We start from the raw sequence: 16981 nt of genomic DNA, 5'->3' as shown, positions 1-16981 counted from the left end.
CGGCTTTTTTATGCTTAAACTTAATAGGCTGCGGTAAATTGTTGGCGAATAAATTGTGAATTATTCACTTCATCAAGAATAGCAACTGCAAAGTCTTCAACAGAAATTTTAGCGGGAGTATTACCATTCATTAATAATTGATTCCCGCCAAGCCGGAAGGTTTCTGTTCTTTCTCCTTCTTCAAGCATGGCGGCAGGAGAAACGTAGGTCCAATCTAATGAATCAATGGATTGTAATTGGTTTTTAAATTCTCTCATTGCTTGGGCGCCAGGCTTTATTTCAGCAGGAAAATCAGGGGAATCAATTAAATCAATACCTGCAGTGGTTTTTAGACTTCCTGCACCACCCACCACAATGAACCGTTTGACCATGGATTTTTGTACAGCATGTAAAATTGCGAGGTTACCCGCAACAGTATCTTGATACAAATTAGGGTTCTGCCAACCGCCATTAAACGCACTGATGACAACATCCTGCCCCTTTAGCCGAGAGGTTAACCATGGAATATCGGTGATATCTCCAGCCGCGGTGATTAAGTGAGCGTGTTGAGATAGTTGATTACTATGACGAGAAATCGCTGTTACTTGGTGATGCCGAAGTAGTGCTTCAGCAACTAATGCTCTGCCAACAAAACCTGTTGCGCCAATAATCGATATTTTCATCTTCAGTTCCTCTTTGCTTGAATGTCACACTCAAGAATAATGATACTGATAGGGCTAGGCTTTAGGACTAAGACTTCTTTTCCCAATGTGTTCTTTTTTGAGTATAGAACAGACGTTCTTATTGGGGAATATGCTTAATTTTATTTTGTTTCTCTAAATAACTTTAAAATAATACTCGTCATGATGGCGATGGTTCCTCCTAAGGCGGTTTCAAGAACGCGGTCAAACAATAATTCATAGGTTGGGTGACGCCAATATATAACGAGCTCAAGAATGGATAAAATTAAGCTTGTCACGACAAATGTCATAAACGTATATCCATGATGAAAACTCATTGGCATTAAAAAGGCGAATACCACAACTGCAATTAAACCGATGTATGGCATAAGTGGTAGGTTGAATAAAAAATACAGCAATAAAACAGAAATAAGGCTGCCTAAGACTCTCTGCAAAGTAATTTTAACGATGCTTTGTGATTTTGGATGCAATACAAAAACAAAGGTCAATAATGTCCAATAAAAGTGCCCTAGATCTATACTGCGTGGAATGGCAAGTGCGAGTAATAGCCCTAAAGCATAAATCATCGAACGGGGAATAATATTTTTTCTCAACGTAAACAAATTTTGTTCAACTAAAGCACTCGTAATAACGCTATGGCGTGTCATTTTATGACTAAGGAGATAATACGTGATTAGCGTTACTCCACTGCCAATAATAAAACCTAACGCCAAACTTCTTGATATATCAGGTAAAATGGTGCCAATTGTCGACATGATAATCATAAACTTCATCGTTAAATCCATTGCGGGATCTGTGCCATACAATTGGTAATAAATGAACGAAAAAATGGCGAGATAAATATAATACGCCGTACCAAGCCGCAGGGTATCACCGATAAAAATAGCCACTAAAATCATCAATAAACAACAAGCGGTGTAAGCATAGTTTTTATATTCTTTTGCTGCATTGAATAAATTAAATGAATACAGTGTTGAGAATGTCGCCCACATCGCTGCTTGCGCATCTAAAATCACAAAAGCAGTTGCGGCACTAAAAAACATACAGCTGGTAAAAATAATCCCATCATGAATAGCAGGAAACGTTCTCATAATTCGATGCTCGTAAATAGAAGCTTAACTCATTAATTAATAACGTAATTAAATATTATACGGTGTGAAATTTCAAGGCAATCACTCAGTATTTATGACAAGTTACCATTAAATGGTATCAGTGGCGTTGTTAGTATTGATATTCTGTTTTTATGTGACAAAAAAGGCATAATAGGGAAGAGCAGTCGTAGCAATCATAAAGGTAATAAAATGCAAATAATCAATCCTCATGATTTTGTTTGGGTCAGCAGTAATAATGATGTCGCGATAGAATCGCTTCCTGAATGGGTTGGCTCACAATGGAACAGTAAATTACCGTTGACAGTATACCGAAATAAAGCGGATGAGAATAAACTGACTGTCGCAATTCGAGGAATTAAGCCACACCAACGCATCACGACACAAATTGAAAAATCGGCAATCACGCATATTATGAATGTGGAATCCTTGGTGGCAAATTCGGTGGAACTACAACGTTCAATGTTTATTGCTTTACCACCTGTGCAGGTTTTATGGATCATTTCGCAAACTAAATGGCCTTGGCAATGGGGAGTCACAGGCAGCTGTGCTTACACTTTAGCGACAGATATCCAAAGTATGTTGTCAGACTGCGACCTTGATGTGGTCATTCGCTGTCCGAACCCTCAAGAAAAAGAAGATTTTGCTGAGTTTGCTATTAAGGCGAATACACCCTATTGCCCAATCGATATCTATGTTGAAACGCCGAAGGGTGGGTTTTCATTAGCAGAGTGGTTTAAAAATGAACAGGTTACATTACACACACCACTTGGCGATATTATGACGGCAGACCCGTGGGATGAAAAATTATAGCTGCTATTTGTCTGTTAAATAACCGACTGTAGCTTGAATAGCCGACAAATTGATTAAATATTAATTTTGATGTTCGAGCAGGTGATTTTTTACTAATCAAATAAAATCGGAGGCACATAATGCCTCCCCACTCGCCTATTATTAATGTTCAATATTCGGTTCTTGTAAACCTGCGTCATGCCATTCTTTCATTGCAGGCAAAACTAAAACTCGGTCAACCCATTGTTTAGCCGCTGGGCTTACAGGTAAATGATAACTGCGGATTCGGAAGGCAACGGGTGCAAAGAAGGCATCTACAGCCGTAAATTCACTGCCCGCAAGCCAAGGGCCGCCAAATTGGTTCAACCCATCCTGCCATAGTTTCTGCAAGCGGTTTAAGTCAGTTTGTAATTCAATTGAAATATTATTAAGTGGTGCATTATGAGCACCATCCATTGGACACTGCTGGCGTAACGCACTAAAACCTGAGTGCATTTCTGCGCTGGCACTTCGAGCCCATGCTCTGGCTTTGCGATCTTTTGGCCAGACTTGTGGGAAGTCTTCTGCAATATATTCGCAAATGGCTAATGAATCCCATATTGTTTGGTTTTCATCGATTAAACAAGGGACTAAACCGGTAGGGGAAAAACGACTGAATTTCTCATGACTGCTTTTACCGTTTTCAAATAAACACAAATTTTCTTCAAACGGGATCTGTAATACCTTTAGTAAAACCCATGGGCGCAATGACCATGAAGAGTAGTTTTTATTTGCTATCCAAAGTTTATACATAGTATTTAACCTATCAGTCAGTTCGCGCAATGTTAAAAGGACGAATACCAATGTATGGGGAAAAAGGCAGACCTACAAATGTTATTTTATCGAAAATAGCTTATATCTATTAGGAATAAGCTAGATTTAATTGAAATTAATAAATAAATGAACTAAGTATTTAGTTACGACCATTTACAAAAGTGGAAGAATCTTTATTCAACTTTTATAATTAAAACTAGACAAAATCAAATACTAATCTATTTTTCATTATGTTGATCGTATTTGAATGTCTTCAACAAAATATTTGTTTAACTTTGGGATAGGAATAAAATTAATTTCACCTTATGATTATTACGGCTTAGTTAATAAAATATTACCTTCTTCTCTAAATGGTTTTTATCATGCAATGGAAAAATAATGCAAGCCACTATGGGCATATCTCTTTGCTCGTACATTGGCTAGTCGCAATTGTCGTATACGGAATGTTCGCTTTAGGTTTATGGATGGTGACACTAGGCTATTATGATAGTTGGTATCATCAAGCTCCTGAGATACATAAAAGTATAGGAATATTATTATTTATTGTTATGGCATTTCGTGTGATTTGGCGATTTATTTCACCGCCGCCGAAGCCATTAGCAAGCTACAGTAAATTAACGAAAGCTAGCTCTATTATTGTTCAAATTCTGATTTATATTATTTTATTCAGTATTTTGATCAGTGGTTATTTAATCTCAACCGCTGATGGACAACCTATTAGTGTGTTTGGTTGGTTTGATGTTCCTGCACTATTTACCGGTGCTGCGACACAAGCAGATACCGCAGGTGAAGTTCATTTATATTTAGCTTGGGCAGTGGTTCTATTATCAGTGTTGCATGTTTTTGCAGCTTTTAAACATCACTTTTTTGATCGTGATATTACATTAAAAAGAATGTTGGGTTTTAACCCCGATAAGTAACGTGGAGATAATTATGTTGAAGAAAACGGTTCTTGGTCTGGCTACTGGTGCACTTTTTTTAACGGCAGGTTCAGCATTAGCAGAAACTTACCAATTTGATAAGCAAGGCCAACACGCGTTTATTGAATTTCGTATTCAGCATTTAGGTTATAGCTGGGTATATGGTAGTTTTAAAGACTTTGATGGGTCTTTTACTTATGATGCAAAAGATCCATCAAAAGATAAAGTCGAAGTTACTATTAAGACAGGTAGCATTGATACTAACCATGCAGAGCGTGACAAACATTTACGCAGTGGTGATTTCTTAAATGCAGCCAAATTCCCTGAAGCGAAATTCGTTTCAACAGAAGTGAAGAAAGACGGTGAAGCCTACAAAATCACTGGTGATTTCACTTTAAATGGTGTCACTAAGCCAATTACATTAGACGCTAAATTAATGGGCGAAGGTAAAGATCCTTGGGGTGGATACCGTGCAGGTTTTGAAGCAGAAGGTAATATTAAGTTAAAAGAATTTAACATCAAATCTGATTTGGGTCCTAAATCTCAAGAAGCACAACTGTTGATTTCAGTTGAAGGTGTTCAAGTTAAATAAGATTTTTATCATAAAAAAACCTTCAGGCTTTCGAGTGCTGGAGGTTTTTTTATATCTACCGTATTATAAATTGTTTCTTTGTGGCAAATTCCCCCGTCTGAACCTCGCAATTTCCCTTATTCCTATAGCTAGACGACTTTAATACAAGCTAAAATAAGCATTATTACTTTTTATCGTTCAATTCGTGGCATTAACACTTTAGATACGTGAATATTATCGGTTTTAGATGCCATGGCATTATATGCAATTGGTTCTACAGTATATAAGTAGCTTGAAAGTGTTTGTGGGGAACCGTTTTACAAGAAAAGGCAGGGTAACTTTGAATACAAATAACTCACGTAAAACCGCATTAATTGTTAGCATTATTTTTATTGCATTTGCATTCGGTTTTTATTGGTTAAGTAAAGATAACAATGTGTTATCTACAGAAAATAATAGTGCAATTCATTCAGAGGCACTTGCTCAAGTTGAAAAAGAATTACCGATTATCGCGACGGTTAAGAAAATAAGCCCTGAAACCTATCAAAGTTTTGAGCATCTAATTACACAATACGACCCAACTAATGAAGATTTACGCCGTCAACTGTTTGACCAAGTAGTCGGGAATGTCATGAAGTTAGTACTAGAGCGTATGGAATATGCCTCTGATGACTCCGTGATTAACTTTACTAGCAGAGTTAATGATTACCTAAAAATCTTATTGGAAGAAGACCCAACGGGAAAAACGTGTTTTTATTCACTATTTCCGCATTTGAGAGAAACAGCAGAAATTATTCCACCACAAAAAAGCCAAGCTGTTTTGTTGAAACAAATTCAGGCAACCAATGAACTTTTAATTTCAAGTGAAGCGGGTGTAAAACAGGCGTTAATGTCCCCGACAGAATATTCTGAGGAATTAACCCAACTTGCTAGCGAGCTTTCTGCAAAGTATGGTGAAGATACTGCAATTCTTGGGAATTTAGAAGCAGGGAAGAAATCACCTGCACTAGCGTGCCGTATTTCTATTAGTTTTTATGATGAAATATTATCTATTCCAGATAATCCGAAAAAAGCGGCATTGTTACGTTCTTTATTTTCATCAGTAAATAATTAATTCTTTTTAGCAAAATGGTACTGATTAATATTGGTACCATTTTGTGTCATTAAGTATTACATTTCATAGCGTTAATCGCACTTTTTTTAATGCATTATTATTTGAGCATAAATAGTTCGTATTTATGTAGTATGCTTATTATATAAATTTATTTTTAACTATTTTGGAGATGGCATGCAATTTATTAAGAAAAGTATCATCGCACTTGCCGCTGCGACTGCGATATCAATGCCAATTGCAGTAAGTCAAGCTTGTACTCGGGTTGTTTATTTAGGTGAAAATGAACAGATAATGACCGGTAGAACAATGGATTGGAAATACGATATAGGCACTAATCTATGGATCTTTCCTCGAGGCATGGAGCGTGATGGCATTGCAGGACCTAGCTCTTTAAAATGGAAATCAAAATACGGTAGTGTGATCGCCTCAGGTTATGATATTTCAACAACTGATGGAGTGAACGAAGAAGGTCTAGTTGCCAATTTATTATGGCTTGCTGAATCAAAATACCCTCAAGTAGATAATAAGCAACCTGCGTTGTCGATATCGCTATGGGCACAATATGTGCTAGATAATTATGCGACAGTGGAAGAGGCTGTTGCAGCGTTAGAAAAAAATCCACTGGTCGTGGCAACGGATAATGTTCCTGGGCAAGATAGGTTAGCGACTTTACATTTGTCATTATCAGATGCGAGTGGCGATAGCGCAATTATTGAATATATTGATGGTAAGCAGGTCATTCATCATAGTCGCAAGTATCAAGTTATGACTAATTCGCCTACTTATGAGAAGCAATTAGCAATGCAGGAATATTGGCAAGGAATTGGTGGTACTGTCATGCTACCGGGGACAAATCGTTCCGCTGATAGATTTGCTCGTGCGCAATTTTATATTAATGCAATTCCTCAGAAAACAACGCCTAATAAAGCGGTCGCCAGTGTTTTCAGTGTCGTACGTAATGTGTCTGTCCCTTACGGATTGACGTCCGAAAATTCGCCTGAAATATCGTCAACGCGCTGGCGGACATTAGTTGACCATAAACGTCAGCTCTATTTTTTTGAATCTGCATTGACGCCAAATATTTTTTGGACTGATTTGGCAAAAATTGACTTTTCAGCAGAAACTGGACAAGTGAAAAAGTTGGATCTGGGTGAAGAGCAGAGCCATATTTATTCGGGGGATGCGACCAATAAATATGTGGTTACAAAACCTTTTGAATTCTTAGGGTTAAGTGCGAAACAGTTAGGTTACTAACTTATCCTATAGCGCGTATCAGCCCTCTTTATCTATAGGGGGTTGATATGAATCAAGTCCTCGATAATTTATCCATGAATGTTTTGCAGATAGCAAACGAACGGTATAAGATGTATTTAAAATGCAACTTATTGGTGATGATATGAATAATCTCGTGTGTTACAAAACCATGCCGGTTTGGAATAAAGCGTCTTTACCGTTAATGTTCCAAGAGCGTCATAATACAAAAGAGGATACATATGCACAGTTGAAAGTGCTAAAAGGCTCTTTAGATTTTATCATTTTTAATGAGGATGGCAGCGAACAACATTTTACTTTTGATATTCATAACCAGCCGCCTATTATCGAACCTCAAGTTTGGCATCGTATTTCTGCTTGTAGTGATGACATGGAATGCCAATTGGCTTTTTTATGCAAACCAGAACTGAAATTTTATAAAGAACACGGGTTAACGCCTCCACATTCAGAAGTGCGCTACCTGTGTGAGAACCACCTTAGTAAGCCATGTAAAACATTAGATTTAGGTTCGGGAAGAGGCCGAAATAGCTTTTATCTTGCCTTACAGGGTTATGACGTAACCTCGGTAGATATCAACCCTCAGCATATCCAAGCAATTGACTTCGTTAAAAAACAAGCTGGGGTAGAGAATATTCATACGGCTGTTTATGATATTAATAGTCACCAAATACAAGAGAACTACGAACTTATCATTTCCACTGTCGTGCTAATGTTCTTGCAGCGAGAAAAAATCGCCAATGTTATTACTAATATGCAAGAACATACCCTGCCAGGGGGAGTTAACGTTATTGTGTGTGCCGTTGAAACGCCAGATGCACCGCTGGATTTAGTGCCATTTAAATGCTTCTTAAAACCAGGGGAGCTAGAAGGGTATTATAAGGATTGGGATATTTTAAAATATAACGAAAACCCTGGTCATTTACACCGCACTGATTCACAAGGTAATCGTATTAAATTAAATTTTGCAACACTCATTGCACGGAAAAAGTAAGTAAGAGACTTGCATAGGTTATCTTAGTAAAAGAGTTTCCGTGGGTGGCAACTCTTTTTTATTTCTAATCGTTAAGGTTTGCTAGCGGCGGAATTAGCGGTTTCTTTTTCGCTTCGGGCTAAAGTCTTTTCGAGCAAGACAGAATATAGCGGTTTACCACCTAAAAATTGGGCTATCATTGTGGCGCCAATACAGGTAATAATCATCGGTAAGATTAACTGGTAGTTATTTGTCATTTCTAAAACTAAAACTATCCCAGTTAATGGTGCTCTGACGGTTGCGGCAAATAATGCTCCCATGCCTGCTATAGCGAAAGTCCCCACTTCAATTTGGTAATTAGGGAATATTTCGAGGGCAGCGTAGCCGAAAACACCACCAAATAAGGTACCAAGGGCGAGTAAAGGGGAGAAAATACCCCCTGGAGCGCCAGAGCTAAAGCTAATCGTCGAAGTTAAAAACCGTAAAGCAAAAAATATGAATAATAAAGTGATGGTAAATTGGCCTGCAACCATCTGGTGGATCACTGAATAGCCGCCACCAACAATTTCAGGAAGATAAACGCCAATTGCACCACAGGCACCACCAATTAGCCCGCCCATCAATACAAAGCGAGAAATTTTATTTTGGTAAAATGCTAAAAATTTACTTTGTAGGTACAATAAAAAACCATTAAAACAGATACCGATGACACCAAACATTAATCCTAAAATTAAATAAAGCCATAAAGTATTCATCGGTGCAGAAGAGAATTGACCGATATTTAATATAATAGCTTCCCCATTAATTAACCGATAGACAATGGTGGAGGTAACAACACCGATAAATACCGCTTTAATTGAAATTAAACTGTATTTAAATTGCGGGCGCATTTCTTCAATAATAAATAAAATGCCAGCTAAAGGGGCATTAAATGCTGTAGATAAACCAGCAGCAGCACCAGAGGCAAGTAAGGTATGGCGCGACTCATTATCTTTTAAACGAAATAAATCATAAAACATTTGGCTAAGGTTCGCACCAAGCTGTACAGTTGGCCCTTCGCGCCCTAACACCATGCCTGAACCCAATGTCCCTAATCCACCAATAAACTTAACTGGGATGACTCTCCACCATCTTACGGGGCGCAAATCTTGTAATGCACCTTCAATTTCGGGGATCCCAGACCCACCCGATTCAGGGGAGAACCGTTTAACTAGGTAATAGCCTAACATGGCAAGAAGTGCCGAGATAAAAAACATCCCAACAACCATCAGCCATTTTGGAGCAACCCATTCACTCACTGATTGAACGCGATAGTTGCTAATCCAAGTTGTTCCTATTTCAAATAGAGAACCGATAAGACCGACCGCAGCACCAATGAGTGCCGCGAGTAGTAAGATTTTTACAGGTGTTTTATCTGATTCTTTTAACCGTTTAAAAATCCGTAACCGGCTTTTTATCATAGATTTACTTGCTGAATTTACCTGGCTCATCTTTATTGGATTCTCTTTATACGATGGAATAACAAACACTTATAGGTAAGTATAACAAGAGTTACCGTAAGAACGGTATCAGGAAAAAAATAAAATGCAAAATAGTGTATTTAAGCAAGGCAGCTGAAATACAAAAAACAGCAGCACGAATAGCATACTTTCATTACTGTGAATAGTTCTCATTTGCAATGAATATTAATATAGATCAATAAACCATTAGATAATGAATAATTCCACTTTTTTATTCTAATAAAGAGCGTAGTCTTAATGTTGTATTTGAAATGCAACTTTAAGGGGCTAACAACATGTACTGTGTGCAATGTGAACAAACAATTAGAACTCCAGCTGGAAATGGCTGTGCATACGCGCAGGGTATGTGCGGTAAAACAGCAGAAACATCTGACCTTCAAGATTTATTAGTTGCTGTATTGCAAAGCTTATCTGCAAGCGCAGTCACTGCTCGCTCGCTGGGTATTATTGACCATGATATTGATAGTTTTGCTCCGCGCGCATTTTTCTCTACTTTAACTAACGTCAACTTTGATTCAGAACGTATTATCGGTTATGCCCGTGAAGCTATTTATTTGCGTGATAAATTAATTAAACATTGTCAATCTGTGAATAGTGTTGTGGCTTTCAATCATCCATTAATTAATTTGCAATTAAATGGGACTGACATTCCAACCCTACAGGCACAAGCGGCTCAATTTTCATTAGATATTGATAAAGCTGAAGTCGGCGAAGACATTCACGGTTTACGTATGTTATGCCTATATGGCCTAAAAGGGGCGGCAGCCTATATGGAACACGCCCATGTTTTAGGTCAGTATGATAATGAGGTTTATGGCCAATACCATGAAATTATGGCTTGGCTTGGAACATTGCCATCAGATATGAATGAGCTGCTTGATAATGCGATGGCTATTGGTCTGATGAATTTCAAGATCATGGAAATTTTGGATGCAGGTGAAACGAGCGAATTTGGTCATCCAACACCAACGGAAGTTAACGTTCGTCCAGTCGTAGGGAAGTGTATTTTAATTTCAGGTCATGACCTGAAAGACTTAAAAATGTTGTTAGAACAAACTGAAGGTACGGGTATCAATGTTTATACCCACGGTGAAATGCTGCCAGCACATGGTTATCCAGAGCTGAAAAAATATGCGCATTTAGTCGGTAACTATGGTAGCGGTTGGCAAAACCAGCAGGTGGAATTTGCTAAGTTCCCAGGGTCTATCTTGATGACCTCTAACTGTATTATTGACCCTGATGTCGGTGATTATAAAGACCGTATCTGGACGCGTAGTATTGTGGGTTGGCCGGGTGCAAAACATTTAGTAGGTGATAATTTTTCTGCAATGATTGCTCAAGCTCAGTCGCTGGCTGGTTTCCCGTATACCGAAATCGAACACAAAATTACAGTTGGCTTCGGTCGTCAAACACTACTCGGTGCGGCAGATGCGGTGATTAATTTAGTTTCACAGAAAAAATTACGTCACGTATTCCTCGTTGGTGGATGCGATGGTAGCCGCGGTGAGCGTAGCTACTACACGGACTTTGCGCGTAGTGTACCCGAAGATTGCTTAATCCTTACACTCGCTTGTGGTAAATATCGTTTTAATAAATTAGATTTTGGTACGTTAGAAGGGCTTCCGCGTTTATTGGATGTGGGCCAATGTAACGATGCGTACTCTGCCATTATGCTTGCGGTGAATCTATCAGAGAAACTTGGTTGTGGTATTAATGACTTACCATTGAGTTTGATTCTGTCTTGGTTTGAGCAAAAAGCAATTGTTATCCTCTTAACATTATTAGCGTTGGGTGTGAAAAATATTTATACCGGCCCAACAGCGCCTGGTTTCTTAACTGAAAACTTATTGAATGTGTTAAATGAGAAATTTGGCATGCGAAGTATTACAACAGTTGAGCAAGATCTGGCAGAAATTTTACCTGCATGATCAATAAACCGATAGAAAAAGCTTAAAAACGATGTGAAAGATGGGGGCAGCGACCCCCTTTAAAGGAGTAGTGCGATGACCATGCCAAGCAGTTTATGTCCAAATAGAATGCAAGTTCATTCTATTATTCAAGAAACATCAGATGTCTGGACAATCAACCTTATCAATCATGATTTTTATACATATTCACCCGGTCAATATGCTTTGGTCAGTATTAAAAATAGTGATGATGTCATGCGTGCTTACACTCTTTCATCATCACCGGGACAAAGTCGTTTTATTTCCATTACTGTCAGGCGGTTAGACGATGGAGAAGGGTCAAATTGGCTAACACGCTCAGTTAAAGAAGGTGACTACCTTTGGCTTTCAGAAGCACAAGGGGAATTCACCTGTGCCAATCTACAAAACTCGCAGTATTTGATGTTAGCTGCTGGGTGTGGGGTGACACCGATTATGTCAATGACACGTTGGCTGATGGTGAATCGCCCAAATTCCCATGTAAAAGTGCTATTCAATGTTCGCGATGATAAGCAAGTTATTTTTGCTGAGGAGTGGCAAAAGCTCGTCCGGTTATATCCAGAACGGTTGCAATTGTGTGTCATGGCGGAAACACCAGATAATGGCGATATTGCTCAAGGGCGTTTAACCGAAGAGAAATTGAAAGCGTTAGTACCCGATATTAATTCACGAATTGTGATGACGTGTGGGCCTGTACCTTATATGAAAAATGCACAGCAATTTGCTGCAAATTTAGGTGTTCCTGCTGAACATTTCTTTATGGAGCGTTTTTCTACTGAACCAGAAGTTGTTGATAGTGAAGATATTCTTACGTTAAAAATTCGTCAACGATTGGTCGATTTTAAAGTCCCAGTGGGGACGTCTTTATTATCTGCACTGGAGCAAAATAAACAACCTGTTATTGCGGCTTGCCGAGCGGGTGTTTGCGGAAGTTGTAAAACAAAAGTGCTGTCAGGAAATTATACAACCACAAGTACAATGACATTAACCGAAGCAGAAATAGCGGAAGGTTATGTTTTAGCGTGTAGTTGCCAATTGCAGGGCGACACTGAAATAGCGTAAAATTATTTAATATATGCAAACTGTCTCATTAGATTATTAATGGGACAGTATTATAAAATAAATCATAGTAATTATTTACAATACTCGAATTGAGAGTGTAATTAATGTTCCGGTAGTGAACTACGTAAAAAATAAATAGATAATTTGCTGAGTGTATTAATCGCTGACACAGCAACCTCTTTATTTGGGTCTTGACATAAGTCTATGATTCTTATGATGGCATCATTATACTCAATCGTTGCTTTGAAATCTCCTAAAGCAGAAATGGCAGCAATTTTGATTTCATCATTTACGCGAAATGTTAAGTTTGTTAACATTCCAACAATTACTTTATCCATAATAAAACTTTCACTGTTAAATAAAATAAAAAATATTCTAAGATAATTCTTGTGATATTTAATACTGTATTGATGTCTGAAATTAAATATTAACAATTTAAAAGAATAGTTTTTAATGATAATGTCGAATTAAATAGTGATATAAGTGTATTTTCTTATATCATAATTTACTTGTTTGATTATTTTTAATATAAAAAACCAATAGGTGATTAATATTAGTGATTGTATATACTCTAATAAAGCGTTTCAGTTATATTTAATTAGGCTAACTCCTTTATATTGTTTTTTTGTATTATAAGGTAAATCGACAGGTAAGTTTTGATTAATTATCGATAAGATTTACTAAATAATATTACAAATATTATTTAGATTTATCTAAGGGTTGGTTATTGATAAGTAACTAAATATATTTATTTTAATTTGAATATTTAATTTTATTATTAGTTACATTCTGTTACTTTGTGAAGATTTATTTAATATAAACTTAAACGAAACCTAAACAATAAGTTTCTCATGCGTAAAAAACCGTAGATATAGGGTGGCAATTAATTCACCAATGGGTATAATTCGCGCCGCATCCAAAGTGCAGTATCTCGTTAGGCGAGGCTCCTATACAAACATAGGTTACTGATCTGACGACGTCGAGAGACGCCCAAGATTAGGACAGGATATATCGACCGAAGGTATATCCCCATGTAACTTCCTGCTAAATCAGGATACGTTGTATAGTGCTAAAACCGAGACGAAGAGATAGCTTTCGCATTCTCTCATCTGGTTTCGCCCCTATGTGAGTACTGTTTGAGTAACCAACAGTAATAGGGACTAAAAAAATGACATTCACTACCCAGAACAAAGCGGGAGCAGTTGCTATTGCTCAATCCGCAATGAAAGGCGCGCGCCTCAAAGACAATAATACACCGTCACCAAAAGTTGATGATGCAACAGTCAGCGCTTATATGAGTCAATCATATTTGCCAGTTTCTGTCGCAGACTCAATAGCTTGTGTGAAACAAAATCTTATTGAGCACCTTGATGGCGAGCAAATCCCAACCTATTTATTTGTTGTCGATAACGACAATTATTTAAATGGTATTCTTTCAGTTAAATCATTATTAGCTTCACCTGAAAATTTATTAGTGTCTGATATCATGAGACACAATTATTTTTCTGTTGCCCCAGAACAATCACGTCATGATGTTTATGACCTGATTAATCATAGCGGTTTAGATATGATACCTGTGGTGCAATTTGGCAAATTAATGGGTGTTTTGCGTCCGCAAGATATCGCCGAACTGATTGAAGATGAGAATACACTTGATGCGCAGCTACAAGGCGCTACCACCCCATTAGATGAGCCCTACTTAACGACAAGTCCTGTAACTTTATGGCGTAAACGTGTCGTTTGGTTGTTGATGCTATTTGTGGCCGAAGCGTATACAGGAACTGTATTAAAAGCATTTGAAGAACAACTCGAAGCCGCAATTTCGTTAGCGTTTTTCATTCCGCTGTTGATTGGTACAGGCGGTAATAGTGGAACACAAATTACATCAACATTAGTCCGTGCAATGGCATTGGGCGAGGTGAGTTTACGTAATCTCGGCACAGTACTAAAGAAAGAGGTCTCTACCTCATTTTTAGTTGCGGTGACTATCGGTGGTGCGGCATTAATCCGTGCATGGATTTTAGGTGTTGGCCACGAAGTGACTATTGTGGTTAGCTTAACCATCGTTGCGATTACAATGTGGAGCGCGGTTGTTTCTTCGATTATTCCAATGGTATTGAAAAAACTGAAAGTGGACCCAGCAGTCGTTTCTGCACCGTTCATTGCCACTTTTATTGATGGAACTGGCTTAATTATTTACTTTGAAATCGCAAAATTAGTGATGACAGAGTTTGCCTAAGCGCACACCTCAAACTTGGTGCGGCAGAAAGGTTAATTTTCTGCCGCAGCGACAAAAACCTCTTCTTGTTTTAACACTTCCCCACATTTTCGACATAAATATTGGTTTTCACCTCGTAGCACTTTGTTATGACGGCGTATGGTTAATTCATGAGTCATTTCACAGGCACAATGGTAGCGAAAAGTTTTACTTTTTACTGTCGTAACCGCAAAGTTGTGTGTACGTTTCGCTGTGACTTCCAGTACGTGTTGCATCATCCATTTCCATTCTTTGCCATGTGGTGCGATATTTTTACGGCCAAATATATGAAAAACCAACAAATGCGCTAATTCATGAGGCACAACCTCATCAATAAATTGTTCTGTATTTTCGATGAGTAAACTGGGGTTGAGGCGAATTTCCCATTCTTTTAAGTAAGCACTACCCGCAGTTGTTCCCCGTTGTTTGTAATTAACCGTTGGTTCTGGAAATGACTGTTCGAGTTTATGCTCTGCAAGTGCGAGCTTTTCTCGCAATATGCGCATAACTTGTTGTTGTAGAAAAAGTGGAACACGGATTGTTTTCATGGAGTAAAGGATACGTGAAGGCAATGGGCATAAACAAGCAATAATTGACATATATTATACCAAAATATATATTGTATTTTTATATAATATAAAACAGCAAGAACATATGCACAATAATCCATCTGAACAGCAACTATTAGCGATGAAGCAGGCCGCGTCAGAAACAGCTTCATTATTGAAAACACTAGGGAATCCTGATCGTTTAATTTTATTATGCCAATTAACACAGGGTGAAGCCTGCGTGAGTGAGTTAGAAGAGCAGTTAGGAATATTACAACCGACACTCTCTCAACAATTAACGGTATTGCGTAATGAAGGCTTAGTGATGACGCGTCGTGAAGGAAAGCGCATTTACTATGCGATTGCAGATGCGAAATTATTTACGTTACTCAATACATTATACCAGCTTTATTGCCCTGTGAAGGAGATATGAAATGACAATCGATTGGGCTAATTTTACACCACTGTCTGCTGCAATTGGCGGTGTATTGATTGGGTTAGCCGCTGCAATTTTATTAGTTTTTAACGGCCGTATTGCGGGTATTAGCGGTATTTTAGGTGGGTTGCTAAAACCAACGAAGGGAGATACTGCGTGGAAAGTCGCTTTTATTATTGGTCTGATGAGCGCCCCAGCACTATTTACTTGGTTGGCGTTTACACCAGAAGTTAGCATTGCAACCAGTACACCTATTTTAGTTTTAGCTGGGCTGTTTGTTGGTTTTGGCTCACGGCTTGGAAGTGGTTGTACTAGCGGCCATGGGATTTGTGGCATGGCTAGGTTATCTCGTCGTTCAATTGTTGCGGTATTGGTCTTTATGATTGTTGCTTTTGTGACAGTCGCATTAGCTAACCATTATGGGATAGGGAGATAAACCAATGCCTATTCTTATCGCATTAATTTCAGGGATACTGTTTGGTTTAGGATTGGTCATTGCCGGAATGGGAAATCCAGCAAAGATTTTAGCGTTTTTAGATATTACTGGAACGTGGGATCCCTCTTTATTAATTACGATGGCAGTTGGAATGGTAATCAGTGGTATTGCTTTCTTAGGGGTTAAAAAACGCTCTGTTAGTGTACTAAATTGCCCATTGCAAATTCCGACCAATCAAACGATAGATAAAAAACTAGTCACCGGAAGTGTGTTATTTGGTGTGGGATGGGGGCTAGCAGGGATTTGCCCAGGACCTGCATTATTGTTAACGGGAATGGGATTAACACAAGGGATAATATTTACATTAGCGATGGTTGCTGGAATGGCTATTTTCCAGTTTACGCAAAAAAATTAACCGTTAATTCAGCGCAAGTCTAATCGGTTTTGAAAATAAACGAGGAAAATCAATTTATTGATTTCGGCTGATAACACAAAGCGGGAAAAACCACGCTTTTATCCCGCTTTGTCAACAACC

General features: G+C 38.2%; 18 protein-coding genes and 1 riboswitch. Of the genes, 12 read left to right on the top strand and 6 right to left on the bottom strand.

Features of this window, described 5'->3' with window-relative positions:
- Window positions 1–20 precede the first annotated feature (20 nt).
- A complete protein-coding gene (locus tag PR767_RS05520; RefSeq protein ID WP_004913290.1) occupies window positions 21–662 on the bottom strand; it encodes an NAD(P)-dependent oxidoreductase in 642 nt (213 codons plus the stop codon).
- 140 nt (window positions 663–802) lie between these two features.
- The gene (locus PR767_RS05515; protein ID WP_004913289.1) at window positions 803–1771 is read right to left on the bottom strand and encodes an FUSC family protein; all 969 of its coding nucleotides are present in this window, start codon (window positions 1769–1771) and stop codon (window positions 803–805) included.
- 210 nt (window positions 1772–1981) lie between these two features.
- Here PR767_RS05515 and PR767_RS05510 point away from each other — a divergent pair, with 210 nt between their 5' ends.
- Complete coding sequence (locus PR767_RS05510) at window positions 1982–2602, top strand: malonate decarboxylase holo-ACP synthase (RefSeq protein ID WP_272519993.1); 621 nt, start codon at window positions 1982–1984, stop codon at window positions 2600–2602.
- Window positions 2603–2743: 141 nt separating this feature from the next.
- On the opposite strand, the gene PR767_RS05505 is transcribed toward PR767_RS05510, so the two are convergent.
- The gene (locus tag PR767_RS05505) at window positions 2744–3373 is read right to left on the bottom strand and encodes a glutathione S-transferase family protein (RefSeq protein WP_272519992.1); all 630 of its coding nucleotides are present in this window, start codon (window positions 3371–3373) and stop codon (window positions 2744–2746) included.
- Window positions 3374–3756: 383 nt separating this feature from the next.
- Here PR767_RS05505 and PR767_RS05500 point away from each other — a divergent pair, with 383 nt between their 5' ends.
- The 5 genes from PR767_RS05500 to tehB all read left to right on the top strand — a co-directional run bounded on the left by PR767_RS05500 (window position 3757) and on the right by tehB (window position 8262).
- Entirely contained in the window at window positions 3757–4314 is a 558-nt protein-coding gene (locus PR767_RS05500; RefSeq protein ID WP_272519991.1) for a cytochrome b, read from the top strand.
- A gap of 13 nt (window positions 4315–4327) precedes the next feature.
- Window positions 4328–4906, top strand: a complete 579-nt coding sequence (locus tag PR767_RS05495; protein WP_042851639.1) for a YceI family protein — start codon at window positions 4328–4330, stop codon at window positions 4904–4906.
- Window positions 4907–5225: 319 nt separating this feature from the next.
- Window positions 5226–5999 carry a topoisomerase IV gene (locus PR767_RS05490; RefSeq protein WP_272519990.1) on the top strand — a complete coding sequence of 258 codons (774 nt, stop codon included), beginning with the start codon at window positions 5226–5228 and terminating at the stop codon, window positions 5997–5999.
- A gap of 174 nt (window positions 6000–6173) precedes the next feature.
- Window positions 6174–7253, top strand: a complete 1080-nt coding sequence (locus PR767_RS05485; protein ID WP_272519989.1) for a linear amide C-N hydrolase — start codon at window positions 6174–6176, stop codon at window positions 7251–7253.
- 121 nt (window positions 7254–7374) lie between these two features.
- Window positions 7375–8262 (top strand): SAM-dependent methyltransferase TehB, encoded by an 888-nt coding sequence (gene tehB, locus PR767_RS05480; protein WP_272519988.1) that lies wholly within the window; start codon window positions 7375–7377, stop codon window positions 8260–8262.
- A 71-nt stretch (window positions 8263–8333) separates the two neighbouring features.
- On the opposite strand, the gene clcA is transcribed toward tehB, so the two are convergent.
- A complete protein-coding gene (gene clcA, locus PR767_RS05475) occupies window positions 8334–9731 on the bottom strand; it encodes a H(+)/Cl(-) exchange transporter ClcA (RefSeq protein ID WP_004913264.1) in 1398 nt (465 codons plus the stop codon).
- Window positions 9732–10036: 305 nt separating this feature from the next.
- Here clcA and hcp point away from each other — a divergent pair, with 305 nt between their 5' ends.
- Window positions 10037–11689, top strand: coding sequence for a hydroxylamine reductase (gene hcp, locus PR767_RS05470; RefSeq protein ID WP_272519987.1), 1653 nt, complete (start codon window positions 10037–10039; stop codon window positions 11687–11689).
- A gap of 75 nt (window positions 11690–11764) precedes the next feature.
- The gene (gene hcr / locus PR767_RS05465) at window positions 11765–12769 is read left to right on the top strand and encodes an NADH oxidoreductase (protein WP_004913257.1); all 1005 of its coding nucleotides are present in this window, start codon (window positions 11765–11767) and stop codon (window positions 12767–12769) included.
- 101 nt (window positions 12770–12870) lie between these two features.
- On the opposite strand, the gene PR767_RS05460 is transcribed toward hcr, so the two are convergent.
- The gene (locus PR767_RS05460; RefSeq protein WP_004913253.1) at window positions 12871–13107 is read right to left on the bottom strand and encodes a HEAT repeat domain-containing protein; all 237 of its coding nucleotides are present in this window, start codon (window positions 13105–13107) and stop codon (window positions 12871–12873) included.
- 585 nt (window positions 13108–13692) lie between these two features.
- Window positions 13693–13864: riboswitch (M-box (ykoK) riboswitch) on the top strand.
- Window positions 13865–13937: 73 nt separating this feature from the next.
- Between PR767_RS05460 and PR767_RS05455 the strand changes: the two genes are divergently transcribed.
- A complete protein-coding gene (locus PR767_RS05455; protein WP_210838740.1) occupies window positions 13938–15008 on the top strand; it encodes a magnesium transporter in 1071 nt (356 codons plus the stop codon).
- Between the two features lie 32 nt (window positions 15009–15040).
- Here PR767_RS05455 and PR767_RS05450 read toward each other — a convergent pair whose 3' ends face one another.
- Window positions 15041–15574, bottom strand: a complete 534-nt coding sequence (locus PR767_RS05450; protein WP_147318185.1) for a SprT family zinc-dependent metalloprotease — start codon at window positions 15572–15574, stop codon at window positions 15041–15043.
- A gap of 106 nt (window positions 15575–15680) precedes the next feature.
- Here PR767_RS05450 and PR767_RS05445 point away from each other — a divergent pair, with 106 nt between their 5' ends.
- Genes PR767_RS05445 through PR767_RS05435 form a run of 3 tightly spaced genes read left to right on the top strand, consistent with a single transcriptional unit; the run spans window position 15681 to window position 16861 of the window.
- The gene (locus PR767_RS05445) at window positions 15681–16007 is read left to right on the top strand and encodes an ArsR/SmtB family transcription factor (RefSeq protein ID WP_110732107.1); all 327 of its coding nucleotides are present in this window, start codon (window positions 15681–15683) and stop codon (window positions 16005–16007) included.
- Window position 16008: 1 nt separating this feature from the next.
- On the top strand, window positions 16009–16446 hold the full coding sequence (locus PR767_RS05440) for a YeeE/YedE family protein (protein WP_115166866.1): 438 nt from the start codon (window positions 16009–16011) through the stop codon (window positions 16444–16446).
- 4 nt (window positions 16447–16450) lie between these two features.
- The gene (locus PR767_RS05435) at window positions 16451–16861 is read left to right on the top strand and encodes a DUF6691 family protein (RefSeq protein ID WP_004262080.1); all 411 of its coding nucleotides are present in this window, start codon (window positions 16451–16453) and stop codon (window positions 16859–16861) included.
- The last annotated feature ends 120 nt before the right edge of the window (window positions 16862–16981 follow it).

This window comes from Providencia sp. PROV223 (genome assembly GCF_028479245.1).
GTDB classification, from domain to species: Bacteria; Pseudomonadota; Gammaproteobacteria; order Enterobacterales; family Enterobacteriaceae; genus Providencia; species Providencia rettgeri.
The sequence above is the reverse complement of the archived record's forward strand: the minus strand, read 5'-3'. Positions and strand labels throughout refer to the sequence as shown.